This window comes from Bacillus sp. EB600 (assembly GCF_024494385.1).
Lineage (GTDB): Bacteria > Bacillota > Bacilli > Bacillales > Cytobacillaceae > JAEVLT01.
Window position 1 is genome coordinate 311,859 of record NZ_JAEVLT010000001.1, and the last position, 14,935, is coordinate 326,793.

The following is a 14,935-nucleotide window of genomic DNA, read 5'->3' on the forward strand; positions in this document are numbered from 1 at the left end:
TCCCTCACACTAAAAGTATTTTCGCTAGATACTCGGTCCAATGCTCTTGATTCACTTCATACAGTTTCTCCATATCATTTTTTTGATAATTAGTTTTATCAATACTGCAATAATCACAGCAATTATGCACGTTCCGATTGGCTGCTTCTTCAAAGTAATTGAGAATAAAATCTCTTCTGCAGTTATTGGAATCAATCCATTTTATTATTTGAAAAAGATTTTCTCTCTTAACTTCAATCCGCTTGACAACATATTCCTTTAGGTTTTTCATCGCTGTTTCAAGACCATTGGCATTTTCCTGGCGATGACCTGCAAACTCTTCGACAATTCTCCATTGAGTTTCAGAAAATCCACCTAATTGTATGAACTTCTCATCCAGAATAAAAGAATTTTCATCTTTATTTAACCGATTAAATAACCAATCGATTTGTTGCTCCGTGGGCAGTTCCCTTTGGATTAGCTGTAATGGCAGCTGCTCATCCCCAGGACAGTTCAATAGAATAGCAATGCTGGATTTTCCATCCCGTCCGGCTCTGCCAATTTCTTGCAGGTACGATTCGATCTGCATGGGCATATGGTAGTGGATAATAAACCGGATATTATCTTTATTTACCCCCATACCAAAGGCACTGGTTGCACAAATTATATCTAATTGTCCTTGAATAAATTGCTGCTGAATTAAAACCCTTTGCTCTTGATCCATTCCGCCATGGTAGGCCATAACGTTTCTAATTCCATTTTCTTTCAATAGTAAAGCCATTTGTTCCGCTACTTTTTTACTAGAGAAGTAAATAATACCCGGAGATTGAAGATTGTGAACTAATTCAATAAGGCGGCTTTGCTTTTCCTGAAAATCTCCAAGTTTCTCAATAGATAATGCAATATTTGGACGGTCAACCGTTGACACCACTTTATTTACTTCCTTTAAACCAAGCGAATTGATAATATCTTCTCGCACGTTTTTAGTCGCTGTAGCCGTTAAAGCTAAGGTTAACGGGTTCCCAAGTTTTGTGCGGATCTCCCCTAACTTCAAGTAATCAGGGCGAAAATCATATCCCCACTGTGAAATACAATGGGCTTCATCAACGACGAATAAAGAAATTGTTAATCCTTTTAGAATTCTGATAATAAAGTCAACATGAAGCATTTCTGGTGATAAGAAAATATACTTATATTTTTTAATATTGCTAAGTGCATTTTTTTTCTCTTCATTTGTTAAAAAGGAATTTATAGCAATAACCCTTTTCTCCCCTATTCTCATCATTTGTTCCACCTGATCCTGCATGAGCGATAATAAAGGAGAAACAATAATAATTGTCCCATCTAAAATATAACCTGGAAATTGATAGCAAAGTGATTTTCCTGTTCCAGTTGGCAGCATGGCCAAGGTATGATTTCCAGTTAAAATCGATGTGATTACTTCTTTTTGACCGGGTTTAAAGGAATGATACCCAAAATATTTTTTTAAAATTTTTTCTAAGTCCATTATTTTCCCCCATATTTAGCAAGGACTAAGCGAATTTCAAAATAATTCACCGACGAGATCTCACTTCTAATAAGCTTTAGTTGCTTTGAAGCAGTTTGTTTTGCTGCTAATAGTATTCTGTCTTGGTTTTGTTTATCTATATAGGCATCAATTGAAAAATCGTCAATATTTAAAGCAATTTCGACAATATGGTCTTCAATTGTGCTTTTTTGTAACCGTCGATACTTGGCAATTTCTTCTATCGAATATCCCTTTCCAAGTAGCTCGTAGGTTCTATACGATGAATTGGTCATTACTATATGCTGCCCCTTGTGCTCAAGGATTGAGTTCAATAAGGGGAAACGATTTTTATTGGTTGTTACTTGTTCTATTAAAAAATGAAGGATATTCAAAAATTCAAGATGATACCGTGCAAAATCCATTTTCAGCATTTCGGCTGTTTGTTGAGAAGTCTGCCCAATCCTGTTGTAACCCGTAAGCCGAAAAATAAGGATGGAAGGATCAAGATGATCTGCTGTTTTGAAACAATCCACTAACTCTGAATAAAGGGTACTTGCTAATAAATTTCTTTGCAGTTTGGTTCTTCTTAAAAATGATTTAAGCCAACTATGGGTCTCTTTATTTTTTTGGATGGGGATATAATGTGTCTCCTTATTAACAAGGTTTGAAATAACCTGGACAAGTAATGATAGCCTCTTCCATAATTTACTATCCATCTGATGATACTTGAACCCATTTAGATAAATCGGGACAGGGTATTGATCACTTACTTGTAAAAGGATATCCTCTCCCGTTTTTGTTAAACGAAAACGTTGTTCTGCACAGGATGTAATCCATTCGTTACCTATTAGATTTTTAATCACTGCTTCTAGATCTGCACGCGTAAACCATTGATATACACCGAAATAGTGAGTTAATTTAAAAAGGTGCGCATCTTGAATCGTTTGTGACGTTTTTTTTCCTTTTAAAAGATGATAAATGGAATAAATGGTTCTTTCGCCATTTAGCTGTTTTAAGCAATTCAGAATAATCCTCTCTATATAGGACATTCCACACACCACCTTACCACACTCAATTACCGTTTCTTTCTTATTTTAGCATGAATCTACCCTCAAGTTTGTTAAAAATGTTGAATTATGGAGAAACAAATCGACAACCTAAAAGTATGAGGCAATTTCCTATTGAAAAGTTGTCGAATCAGTTTTACAATAGGAATGTGAAATGGTTTCCATTCTTGAATGGTGGAAAGCAAGAGAGCACTATATTTGTTTATTATACTGGGAGGTTTTTTTTCATGGCAAAGTACACAATTGTTGACCAAGAAACTTGCATTGCTTGCGGAGCATGCGGCGCAGCAGCACCGGATATTTATGATTACAATGATGAAGGCATTGCTTTTGTAACACTTGACGAAAATGAAGGTATTGTTGAAATCCCTGATGTTTTAGTGGATGATATGATGGATGCTTTTGAAGGTTGCCCAACTGATTCGATCAAAGTTGCTGACGAGCCATTCGAAGGCAATGCAAATAAATTCGAATAAACTTATGTAAAAAATATAGTTGGTTTGAATACCCTCTCTTTATGAGAGGGTGTTTCTTTTTAAATAAGTGGATATAGCAAAAAAACCGCGGATACTCAAATCTGCGGTTTTCGTTGGTTTATTTTTTGGGTATAATTAATATTTGCTCTGTTTTGATTAAATCAGTAGTTAAATGATTTGTTTTTTTCAAGACGCCGACAGGGATATTACGGTTACGCGCTATCGACGACAGCGTATCGCCCTGTTGGACAACATATGTATCGTCAGGATTATTTTTCACGGTCAATTGTTTGTTACCTCTATGTTCTTCTTGTGTCCGAAAGCGTGAGCTAGCCTCTAATGCATTATCCCCTTCATTAATAGCTCCAGCTTGTACAACTTCACCCAATTTTTTGTCTCCCAATAGACCTTCAGGATCTAAGACATACTTTTTGTCAAATGTCCATTCAGATTGATGCGTTTCAAAATGAAGGTGAACGCCAGTCGCTTGACCAGATCTCCCCATTTTTCCGATTGTCTCACCCTTTTTAACCTGCTGACCTTTTGTTACAAGTCTTTCACTTAAGTGGGCATAAACGGTAACATAGTTACTTTGATGATTAATAAAAATGACGTTACCGTAACTATTCGAATAATAGGATTTTTCTACCACACCATTATCGACGGAAAAAATAGGAGAATTTAATTTCCCTGCAATATCAATCCCTTTATGTTTTCCTTGTCTAGTGCCGAAGGTATCCGAAATAATACCATCAGCAGGCCAAATCCACTCTTTCTTTGGCATACTTGAGTTAAGCATACTAGCTTGTGAGTGTTCCCCCCCTAAAAAGAACAAACCGACACAAAGTGCCAGAATTCCAGCAATTAAAAACTGCCTTATGTAGTCTCGCATTCTAATCCTCCTCAATCTGGTCCCTCCTATTTCACCAAGGCTTTATCATGTTTAGACCATTGGTATATTGAAAGGGCCGTTAAGCATACTTGTTATAATTTGGAGTTTTTTGCGATATTATACATTTTTTGATCAATAAAAAACTCATCCAAACTTTTGGATGAGTTCTTTATTTTGAAAAGCGGGCACTTCCCCTTTTCTTTATTGTCTAGCTCCCGCTTTTCTTGTTTCCCGTGAATCAAGATCAATCGGCAAAATTGCTGTGTTTCTGGCTATATTCGCGGCAGAGAAAAGGAAAATGTCGTACCTTGGCCTAGTTTACTTTGAACGGATATGTGGCCATGGTGAGCATCAATAATATTTTTGGCAATTGCCAGTCCTAATCCTGTTCCAGACCGACCTCTTGTCCTTGCTTTATCAGCTTTATAAAAACGTTCGAACACGAAAGGTAAATCTTCTTCAGGGATTCCTGATCCGGAGTCTTTAACCTCCATATGAATGCCTTTTTCATCCCGAATAACTGTTAACTCAACATATCCACCCTTTGGAGTATGTCTAATTGCATTATCGATTAAATTTGTTAGTACTTGCTCAATACGGTCTGGGTCGAATGAAAAATGAGTTACTTCCTCACTAATGTTTGCACTTATATTAATTTCGTTTTCCTTTGCAATTCCTTGAAACTTACGGATGATTCGACTGATAAAGGAATCAAGATTTACCTCATCTATCGTTAGTTGAATATGACCAGATTCCATTCTGGCTAGATCAAGCAATTCATTTACTAATCGGCCCATTCGCAATGATTCATCATAGATGACCTTAGCCATTTCCTTTTTCTCTTCCTCTGTTTCGGCCACGTCATCCACAATTGCTTCACTATAACCTTGAAGCATAGAAATAGGCGTCCTAAGCTCATGTGAAACATTGGCAATAAAATCTTTTCTAAGCTTGTCCAATTTCCGTTCTTCCGTCATGTTTCGAACAACAGCAACAGCACCGCGGATAAATTGATTGCTGTAAAGAGGGCTCACCAGAATCACCCAATGCTGCCCTTGCAGGGATATTTCTCCTATTTGATCCTTCTCGGTATCTACAGCTTGTTGAAACAAATCCATTACCTTTGATGGAATTGCCTCGGTATTACTGGTAATATCACTTTTTTCATAATAACAATATTGAAGAAAACGGTCCGCAGGCGGATTAGAAATTAAGATCGTACCATCCCGATTAAAGGTGATTACCCCATCTGCCATACTGCTTAAAATGCTGGCAAGCTGCTCTTTTTCCTGACTAAGTGCATTCATATTAAATTTTAGCTGTCTACCCATTTGGTTAAAGGCTGTTGCCAGTTCACCGATTTCATCATGTGTAAGAATAGGAACCTTTGTATCAAACTTTCCCCTAGCTACCTCAAAAGCAGCTTCCCGCATTTTTCTGAGCGGGGCAGCAATTCGGGTTGACAGGAAGAAGGCAAAAATAGTTGTTAAAATGATCGCCACTCCTGCTACAAGGAGAATAAATTTTGTCGTATTTCGGGACGTTTCTTTTACCACAGTTAATGATTGATAAATAAATACAGCCCCATTTTTTCCGTCCGAAAGGTGGAGCGGTACACCTACAATCGAATAGCTGCCATCCGTTCGCTTTCCATTCGTTGATGGAAGCGTTGAAACCTTTTCAACTTTTGTACGCCCATCAAAAACCTTCGATAATTCCTTATCCTTCTGGATATCCGAAATCGTTAATCTCCTTTTTGCAGATGTGTTGGGAGAATAGTAGACTTCATTTTTATCTTTAACAATCACTACATTCGTAACATCGTCCACAATTTCCCAAGAAATTTCTAAACCAAGGGGAAGATTATTCTTGCCTTGATCTTCTAAAACATTTGCAATCTTCACTGCTGTTTTTGTTATGTCATTTTTCATTACACTAATGTTATAGTTATTAAAATATTCGAGCAACATAATTGTCAATATAAATAGGACAAATGAAACTAATAAAAGTATGGTTCCCCAGAGTTTACCTACTACACTCCGTATTAAGATCATTCATTAACTACCTCAAACTTGTAGCCCACTCCCCAAACTGTTACGATCATTCTTGCTGCTTGTTCAGAAACTTTGTTTAGTTTTTCGCGAAGGCGTTTTACATGTGTATCAACAGTACGTAAATCTCCAAAAAATTCATAATGCCAAACCTCTTTTAGGAGCTGTTCGCGATCAAATACTTTATCCGGAGCCTTTGCCAAAAAATAAAGTAATTCATATTCTTTTGGAGTTAAACTCACTTCTTTGGCATCAGCCGTTACTCTATGCGCATCGTTATCAATTGTTAAATGTGGAAAAACAATAACGTCCTTTGTTGTTGTATCTGTTTGCAAATAACTTGTTTGAGAAGACCTTCGGAGCAATGCTTTCACACGCAAAACAACTTCCCTTGGGCTGAAGGGTTTAACAATATAATCATCGGTTCCCACTTCAAAGCCTTGAACGCGGTTTACTTCCTCCCCTTTAGCAGTAAGCATGATAACAGGTGTAGCTTTCTTTTCCCGCAGCTCCCTGCATACTTCAACTCCATCTTTTCCTGGCATCATTAGATCAAGTAGAATTACATCGTAGTCATTAGCCAATGCCATTGCTAAAGCCTCATTTCCATCCTCTGCTTCATCTATTGAATATTCCTCACGTTCAAGATACATTTTTAATAAACGACGGATTCTTTCTTCATCATCTACTACTAAAATTTTCACGTCTTTTTCCATTACTAAATCACCCCATGGTGTTATTTTACAAAATGGTGTCCAATTTTACTATGCTTTCAGCGATTGCATATGAAATTAGTGCTAAAAAGTTCACAAATATGAAAAAAAATTACCTATTTTTACTATAAATACAGGAAAAATAAGTAGCTAAACTTGCATTTTTTATAAAATATATTTTCTGCGATAAAAAGATCACGAAGTGGCTTCCATTGTTTTGTCAAATTCCCATGTATGAAAGTGATGAATAGCATTACTATTTGTAAAAAACTTATAAAATATAACATTTTAAACTTTGAGTATTTACTAACTCAAAGTTTAAAATGTTATAGGCATATTTCCGTGTTTTCTTTTACAATATAAAGTTTTGAACTTTGAAAACTGTCTAGCTTGGACGCACAGAACGTGCTAGTGCCGACGTTGCCGCCAGGACGGCGGCGCTTTTAGTCGACGTTCCTCTTTTCGAGCGCTTCCGCTTTTCTTATGATCCTGCGTAGGAATGGAGACCAGCAAGTACCAAATTAACAGCGATTAAATTAAACATGATAATAACAAAACCAATAACAGCAAGCCATGCTGATTTTTCACCATGCCAGCCTTTGGAAAGACGGAGATGTAAAAATGCTGCATAAAACAAAAACGTAATTAAAGCCCAGACTTCCTTTGGATCCCACCCCCAAAATCTGGTCCAAGCAACTTGTGCCCAAATCATTGCAAAGATTAAAGCACCTAAAGTAAAGACTGGAAAACCAATTAACACGGAGCGATAACTAATTTCATCAACCAAATCAAGTTTTATATTTTTCACAAATGGCTGCAACGCAGCAGCAATTCGTTTTCTTAACACTAGACGAAGGAGTGAGTATACCAGAATTCCTCCGATAAATGACCAAATAACGGTATTCATCTTCTTTGCATTAATGATAGCCGGTACTGCGATTAATGGCTTGAATTTATCTTTCGTTGTTAATTCCCATTCGTGTGGCCCCACAAGAGCTGGCATAGTATATTCAACTTCTGCTTGGGCTTTCGTTTTATCAATCCAATTAAATTTCTCATGATAACCCATTCCAGTAAATACAGAGGATACGATGACGAAACCTAGTGTCATCACTAAACCGAACATTACAATTTCAAGCCAAAGTGTTCGTGCACTCGCTTTTGTTTGGTCGATTACCTTGACGAGATAAATTAATCCTGCCGCAAAACTAACTGAAAGAATCGCTTCGCCAATTGCAGCTGTTGTGACATGGATTTTAAGCCAATCACTTTGTAAGGCCGGGATCAATGGTGTAATATCTCTTGGAAACATACTTGCATAGGCAATCACCAAAACTGCTACAGGCATTGTAAACAATCCTAGGAGCGGTGTACGATATATGAAATAAATAATAATAAAGGCCCCCACAAGTGCCATGCCAAAAAAAGTGGTAAATTCAAATAGATTGCTGACCGGGGCATGTCCCGCTGCAATCCATCTTGTAACAAAATACCCCAGTTGTGATATAAATCCGACGATTGTCAAAACTACCGCGATTTTCCCCCATCGGTTGGTGCCCTTTTTCTCATTTACTTCTTTATTTGATTTAATTGCTCCCCCAAAAAACAATGTAGCAATTAAATAAAGAATAAAGGCTATATAAAGTAGATTACTGCTTAAACTTACCAATATGACTACCCCCTCATTCCATTTTTTTCTTTTGAAGTTGATCCTCTGGCATCGTTAGATTTGTATCTTCTAAGATTGCTTCCATCTCTCTTGTTAGACCGTACCAATTCTTATTGGTATGGGCAGCAACCCAAATTTCCCCGTTTTTGCGTTGAATCCAAATCCTGCGGTGATTCCAATATGCTCCTTGAATAACACCTATCATAAAAATAATACCGCCTAAAATAATCGCCCAAATAGTTGAATCCTTTCTTACTGTAAGTCCCGAGACATTCTTTGTACCAATCCCTCTAAATTTCATTTTATACTCATTATTTCCAAATGGTTCAATGGTTTGTTTGATTGCAACAAAGCTTGTTTCGCCCTTCGGTTTATCGGGAGCAGTCATTCGAAAAACGAAGGCAGGATTATTAGGTATTCGTGATTTTGTTGATGGCTCGCCGCTTTTTGAAAATTCAAAATCAGGAAAATAGCTTAAAACTTCTACTGAATAACCATTACCTAGATCATATTTTTCTTTAGGATCAAATAAATTTATGGTTAAATCGCCATATGGCTGATTTGTTTGTTTATTGATGAACGTAAACGTCATGGTATTAAGCTCGTCCAATTTATAATCTACCTGATATAAAGAATAGCCATTGAAAGTCAAAGGATGATTGACACGGATTTGATAGTCTTTTACCTTTTTTAAATCTGGCTTTTCCCCTGTAATTGTCCTCTTTGCTGTTTGATATAGAGTTACATTAGATTGATAATTTTTTGGAATCATTCCAACACGGTCAATCGTGGCCTCAAAAGCTTTATTATCCTTGTTTTTATTATAATCCTGTTTAATGAATTGATTATTTGTAACAAAGTATTCCCCGTTGGTTTCTGGGATTACTTTTGTCTCTCCCTCACGTATCCACATGACTTTATCCACATACATTCCAGGAATAAACCTGAGCATTCCGCCAATGAGAAAAATAATTAAACCAATATGATTTATATAAGGACCCCAGCGGGAAAACCGATTTTTTTCCGCTAATAAATCGCCATTTTCTTCTCTAATGTGATAGCGCTTTGCCTTTAAACGCTCTTTAACCTTTATAAGGGAATCAGCTTCAATTACATTCTTTGAAATAGCAAACAAGCGCTGACGGTTTAAAAATCCTTCATGTCTGGTGACTCTTTGAGCCTTTAAAGCTTTATATAAGGGTATAACACGGTCAAGACTGCAGATAACAAGAGAGACTCCTATTAATGCCATTAACAACAAATACCACCATGAACTATATAAATTATTAAAGCCTAATTCAAAATAGAGTTTTCCAACCCAACCATACTGATCCTGATAATATTGTTCTGCAGGCATAGTTTGTGGAATATACATCTCCTGCGGCAAAATAGTTCCAACAGCAGAAGCTACTAAAGTAATTAGGATTAGCCAAACGCCCACTTTTACCGAAGAAAAAAAGTTCCATATTTTATCGATTAATGTTTTATTATACGTTTGTGAGCGGCGCGCACTGCCCTCATAACGCATGTCGATCATTTGCTTTTGCTTATCCTGCTCATCCTCTTCCAGCAGTACCTTCCCGCATGCCTCACAGAAAAACGTCCCATGTGGATTGACATGCCCGCATTCACATTTAACATCATTCATTATTAAAACTCCCCACACCTTATGGTTTAATTTGGTTCATTAAATCCCTGACCGTATCCTCCGTTAATTGGCCGGTGAAGTATTTAACCACTTTTCCGTTTTTGTCAATTAAAAAGGTTGCAGGAAGCGGGTCTATTCCGTAGGCAGCTTGAACTTGGCCATCCTTATCAATTACAATTGGAAAATCGAGATTATGACCTTCAGCAAATTTCGTAACAGCAAGGTTTGATTCACTTACATTAACAGCTAAAACTTGTACCCCTTTATTCTTAAACTGATGATACTGATTGTTAATGTAGGGCATTTCGGTCTCACATGGTTTACACCATGTGCCCCAGAAATTGAGAAACACACCCTGACCTTTGTATTCAGAAAGTTTATGTTTATTGCCCTGCATATCTGTCAATACAAAATCAGGGGCCTTTTCACCGACTGCTACTTTCATTTGCTGATCTTTAGTGAAGTTTTGATATAATGTATAGACAACCGCAACACCTAGTATAAGTAAAATGAGCGTTCTTATCAGTAAGCGTTGTTTTTTTTTCATAAGTTCCTCCCCCAATGAACCTTAAAAATCATTTAATCTAACTATACCATTTATCAACATAAACGCAGTGAAAACGGATTAAATTTCATTTGAAATTTTTTATTTAATGTTTTTTAAGCGTCTCCATTGCAAGTGCTCTCAACTGCTTAACCTCATGTGGAGTAAGCTCTCTTGCATCCCCTGAATTTAATCCCCCCAAAGTTAAAAATCCATAGCGTTCGCGCTTTAGCTTTACTACATCGCTTCCAATTGCCTCGAACATTCTGCGAACCTGTCGATTTCGTCCTTCGTGAATCGCGATTTCAATAATCGCGGTTTGTTTTTTATTGTCTGCCGATAACAATTTTACCCTTGCTGGAGCTGTTTTCCCATCGTCAAGCAAGATTCCTCTTTCAAGCTTTTTTAAATTTTCCTTAGATGGAATACCTTTTGTTTTGGCAACATATACTTTTTCAACTTCCCCACGAGGATGCATCAGTAGATTAGCAAACTCCCCATCGTTGGTCATAATAAGTAATCCGGAGGTGTCATAATCGAGACGGCCGACTGGATAAATCCTCTCTTTTAAGTGAGGGAAGAAATCGGTAACAACTTTTCTTCCTTTATCATCCTGAACACTTGATATAACGCCGCGAGGTTTATATAAAAGAAAATAAACAGGTTCTTCCCTTTCAATTTGGACCTCATTAACTTCCACTTTATCAGATGAAGTAACCTTTGTTCCAAGCTCAGTTACAATTTTACCATTTACCTTTACTTTCCCATCTTTAATAAGCTCTTCAGATTTTCTTCTTGATGCAATACCCGCACGGGCTATGACTTTCTGCAATCTTTCCATTTACTACCACCTCAATGTATACTTTCACAAAAAATTCATTTTCTTTCCTTAAGAATTATGACATAATTTCTTCTATTTTCAAAGTAACGTATAGTAACAAAACTCAAAAAAACAAGTCTTTATGGTTTTTATACCAAAAATGACTTGCTTCTTTACATTTTTATTATTTTCATCGAAAATCACTTTCTCCCAAACATAAAAGCAACAACTACAATGGATACAACGATGCCGAAAATATCTGCTAACAGACCAACTTTTAAAGCATCACCCATTTTTTTGATTCCTACAGCACCAAAATAAACAGTTAAGACATAAAAAGTCGTATCTGTGCTGCCTTGCAATACAGATACAAGTCTGCCAATAAATGAGTCTGGGCCATGAACTGCGATTAAATCGCTTGTCATCCCAAGAGCAGCCGTTCCGGAAATCGGTCGGATAAGGGCAAGCGGAATGATTTCTGCTGGGATCCCCAAATAGGCCATTGCGGGACGAATCCACTTTGTCACAGCTTCTAGTGCACCTGAAGCACGAAAAACGGAAATGGCGACAAGCATGCCAACTAGATAGGGAATGATCGAAAAAGCAATTTTAATTCCTTCCTTGCCACCCTCAACAAAGCTTTCATAGGTTGGAACCTGTTTATAAGTTCCATAAATAAGAATAAAACCAATCAATGCTGGAATAAAGCCAAGTGATAACATTGATAATATTTCCATTCGCCCTCATCCTTTACGGCTTCTTCGGTAATGATAGAAACGGTCAATTAAAATAGCTCCAATTGCAGAAATAAATGTTGCAATTAATGTTGGAACGACAATTTCAGTTGGCGAGGCAGAATGATAGGTCATTCTAATTGCGATCACAGTCGATGGGATGATGGTAATGCTCGCCGTATTAATAGCTAAGAAGGTGACCATTGACCTGCTGGCTGTTGTTTTCCCCCCGTTTAACTCCTGTAGCTCTTCCATTGCCTTTATGCCTAGCGGTGTCGCTGCGTTCCCTAACCCAAACATGTTTGCAATCATGTTTGATAAGATATAACCCATTGCTGGGTGGTTCGGAGGTACTTCAGGAAAAAGACGTTTCACAACCGGCCGAAATAATTTAGATAGTCCTTCAAGAAGCCCAGACTCTTGAGCAATCCGCATCATCCCAAGCCAGAAGACAAGGACGCTAATAAGACCGATACAAAGGGTAACCGCTTCCTTTGCCCCCATAAAGACCGCTTTATTTATTTCCTCCATCGTTCCATTTACAATCCCAAAAACAATTCCAATTAACGTCATAATTACCCAGATATAGTTAACCATTTGTTTTCACACCAAGAATAGATAGAAAAACATTTGAGAAAAATTCCAATAAACCATGCTTGTTTTCTTTCTCGGTTTTACTTTGATAATAAATAGGTACTTCCTTTATTAATTTTCCATCTAGATAGACTTCAGCGCTTCCAACAGGTCCTGTTTTTTGCTTTGGAGAATATTTTTTTACCTTATAAGTGATCCGAAACAGCTTCATTTCGTCAGGAGTAGCCGGATAAACTAGAGAATTTCTTATAAATAGGCTGCCATTAAATCCGTTATTCTTCCCTACATCGATTTTCCCCTTCGAGAGGACCTCAGCCATGTCAAACCCGTTAAATCCATTTTCATACATTGAAATATGGTCATCCCAATCATTCGAATCATTAATAGTGACAGCAATTAGTTCCATGTCCCCTTTTTCAGCAGTTGTAACAAGTGTTCTTTTAGCCAGTTTCGTATAACCCGTTTTCCCACCTGTAGAATATTTGTACTTTGTCAACAATCTATTTTTATTTTTCCAAATCCTATCCCAGCTTTCGGTAGGGTTCGGTGCACGATATACCTTCGTTCCAGCAATCTTTCGATAAAGATCGTTATTCATTGCATACCGCGTTAGCAAGGCCATGTCATATGCTGTTGAATAATGATCATTGTGATCATCAAGCCCATGTGGATTCGCAAAGTGTGTATTAAGCATCCCGATTTCTTTCGCTTTTTGATTCATTAGAAATACAAAGCCATCAACGCTGCCGCCCACATATTCTGCAATCGCAACAGCAGCATCATTTCCTGAGCGCAGCATTAAACCGTACACTAAATCCTTTAATTTAATTTTTTCACCTGCCTTTAAATAGACCGATGAACCTTCAGTATGCACAGCACGTTCACTTACCGTTACGTATTTATCCATTTTTCCAGATTCAATTGCTATGATCGCTGTCATGATTTTCGTTATGCTTGCAATTCTTCTTTTTGTAAATGCGTCTTTCTCAAAAAGGATTCGACCTGATTTTTGTTCCATTAAGATAGCGCTTTTTGCACTTACGGAAACGGAAGCATTCACCTTTTGAGGAATGTTTGTAAAAACGATTGAAAATACAAGGGCAAAAATGAATAACACCGAAACCATTCTCATCAGATAACCTCGTCTCCTTGTTTTATTTGTACAAGTTTATGCAGGTTACGTTTTGTTATGACTAAAATCAAAAGCGGTACTAGACAGTCAGCAAAGTTCAAAGATAGAAATTCTGATAATACTAAAAAAAACAAAAGAGAAAACTGTACCCGACAGTTATCTCTTTATAACCAGACCCTATTAAAATGGCTGCCATTTTATTTCTCTAGCTCTTTCAAACCGCATTTCAACTTCATTCCAATTGACTACTTCCCACCAGTTCTTAATATATTCCGCCCGATTATTTTTATATTGGAGATAGTAAGCGTGCTCCCACACATCTAGAACTAGGATAGGAATGGTGTCCCATTGTGTTACTTGCATATGCCTTTCCGATTGTAATACTTCTAAATGCCTTGCTCGCGGCGACCAAACCAAAAGCGCCCAGCCGTTCCCTTCTACTTGTTTTGCTGCCTCAGAAAAGTGATTCTTAAAATGAATGAAGCTCCCAAAATAACGATCCATTTCATTTAAGAGCTGTCCTGTTGGGTTTCCACCCCCATATGGGCTCATATTTTGCCAAAAAATTGTATGAAGATAATGCCCAGAACCATGGAATGCCAACTCCCGTGACCAATGCTTAATGAGAGAAAAGTCATTAGTTTCCCTTGACAATTTTAGCTCAAGCTCGGCTTTATTTAGCCCCTCAACGTAGGATTGGTGGTGTTTATCATGGTGGAGCCTCATAATTTCTTGAGAAATAAATGGTTCAAGCGCATCATAAGAATAGGGGAGGTCTGGCAAGGTATGATTTCCAGGAGAAACAACAAATTCTGAAACCCAAATATCACCAATATCTTGTTTTCTTTTAAAATAAGTTTCCATTTCCGCGTGAATCGTTTCAGCCTTCGATTGCAAGTCAACCAGAGCCTGATCAGATAATGGCGAAGAGACACTTTCAATCAAACCTGTAAATTGATCCAATTTATCCCACAGTTCTGAGTTTTCATCTACCTTCTCAGATGCTAGAAAGTTTTTCATTTCCTCATTCCAATCAAACAACTCATGCACATACCTTTTAAAGCGGTCCATTCTTCCCCTCCTAATCTGCTTTTGCTGATTGTTTCCTT

General features: G+C 37.4%; 14 protein-coding genes. 1 reads left to right on the forward strand and 13 read right to left on the reverse strand.

What is annotated here, in order from left to right; genetic code table 11:
- Positions 1–4: 4 nt before the first annotated feature.
- Together JN080_RS01680 and JN080_RS01685 are read right to left on the reverse strand one after the other, a co-directional pair.
- The gene (locus tag JN080_RS01680) at positions 5–1,486 is read right to left on the reverse strand and encodes a RecQ family ATP-dependent DNA helicase (RefSeq protein WP_256234141.1); all 1,482 of its coding nucleotides are present in this window, start codon (positions 1,484–1,486) and stop codon (positions 5–7) included.
- Positions 1,486–2,535: a YpbB family protein gene (locus JN080_RS01685; RefSeq protein ID WP_256234142.1), complete on the reverse strand. Its 1,050-nt coding sequence runs from the start codon at positions 2,533–2,535 to the stop codon at positions 1,486–1,488. The genes JN080_RS01680 and JN080_RS01685 overlap by 1 nt, the downstream gene beginning before the upstream one ends.
- A gap of 245 nt (positions 2,536–2,780) precedes the next feature.
- Here JN080_RS01685 and JN080_RS01690 point away from each other — a divergent pair, with 245 nt between their 5' ends.
- Positions 2,781–3,029 carry a ferredoxin gene (locus JN080_RS01690; protein WP_256234143.1) on the forward strand — a complete coding sequence of 83 codons (249 nt, stop codon included), beginning with the start codon at positions 2,781–2,783 and terminating at the stop codon, positions 3,027–3,029.
- Positions 3,030–3,147: 118 nt separating this feature from the next.
- Here the strand turns inward: JN080_RS01690 and JN080_RS01695 are convergent, their stop codons facing one another.
- The 11 genes from JN080_RS01695 to JN080_RS01745 form a co-directional block, all read right to left on the reverse strand.
- On the reverse strand, positions 3,148–3,921 hold the full coding sequence (locus JN080_RS01695; RefSeq protein WP_256234144.1) for a peptidoglycan DD-metalloendopeptidase family protein: 774 nt from the start codon (positions 3,919–3,921) through the stop codon (positions 3,148–3,150).
- A gap of 272 nt (positions 3,922–4,193) precedes the next feature.
- Positions 4,194–5,975: an ATP-binding protein gene (locus JN080_RS01700; protein WP_256234145.1), complete on the reverse strand. Its 1,782-nt coding sequence runs from the start codon at positions 5,973–5,975 to the stop codon at positions 4,194–4,196.
- Positions 5,972–6,688, reverse strand: a complete 717-nt coding sequence (locus JN080_RS01705) for a response regulator transcription factor (RefSeq protein WP_256234146.1) — start codon at positions 6,686–6,688, stop codon at positions 5,972–5,974. Before JN080_RS01705 ends, JN080_RS01700 begins: the two co-directional genes overlap by 4 nt.
- A gap of 478 nt (positions 6,689–7,166) precedes the next feature.
- A complete protein-coding gene (gene ccsB, locus JN080_RS01710) occupies positions 7,167–8,354 on the reverse strand; it encodes a c-type cytochrome biogenesis protein CcsB (RefSeq protein ID WP_256234147.1) in 1,188 nt (395 codons plus the stop codon).
- 13 nt (positions 8,355–8,367) lie between these two features.
- Positions 8,368–10,002, reverse strand: coding sequence for a cytochrome c biogenesis protein ResB (gene resB, locus JN080_RS01715; RefSeq protein ID WP_256234149.1), 1,635 nt, complete (start codon positions 10,000–10,002; stop codon positions 8,368–8,370).
- 19 nt (positions 10,003–10,021) lie between these two features.
- The gene (gene resA / locus JN080_RS01720; protein WP_256234150.1) at positions 10,022–10,549 is read right to left on the reverse strand and encodes a thiol-disulfide oxidoreductase ResA; all 528 of its coding nucleotides are present in this window, start codon (positions 10,547–10,549) and stop codon (positions 10,022–10,024) included.
- Positions 10,550–10,652: 103 nt separating this feature from the next.
- Entirely contained in the window at positions 10,653–11,387 is a 735-nt protein-coding gene (rluB, locus tag JN080_RS01725) for a 23S rRNA pseudouridine(2605) synthase RluB (protein ID WP_256234151.1), read from the reverse strand.
- Between the two features lie 179 nt (positions 11,388–11,566).
- The gene (locus JN080_RS01730; RefSeq protein ID WP_256234152.1) at positions 11,567–12,103 is read right to left on the reverse strand and encodes a spore maturation protein; all 537 of its coding nucleotides are present in this window, start codon (positions 12,101–12,103) and stop codon (positions 11,567–11,569) included.
- Positions 12,104–12,109: 6 nt separating this feature from the next.
- Complete coding sequence (locus JN080_RS01735; protein WP_256234153.1) at positions 12,110–12,697, reverse strand: nucleoside recognition domain-containing protein; 588 nt, start codon at positions 12,695–12,697, stop codon at positions 12,110–12,112.
- On the reverse strand, positions 12,690–13,826 hold the full coding sequence (locus tag JN080_RS01740; protein ID WP_256234154.1) for a D-alanyl-D-alanine carboxypeptidase family protein: 1,137 nt from the start codon (positions 13,824–13,826) through the stop codon (positions 12,690–12,692). Before JN080_RS01740 ends, JN080_RS01735 begins: the two co-directional genes overlap by 8 nt.
- Before the next feature lie 180 nt (positions 13,827–14,006).
- Positions 14,007–14,897 (reverse strand): superoxide dismutase, encoded by an 891-nt coding sequence (locus JN080_RS01745; RefSeq protein WP_256234155.1) that lies wholly within the window; start codon positions 14,895–14,897, stop codon positions 14,007–14,009.
- Positions 14,898–14,935: the final 38 nt, after the last annotated feature.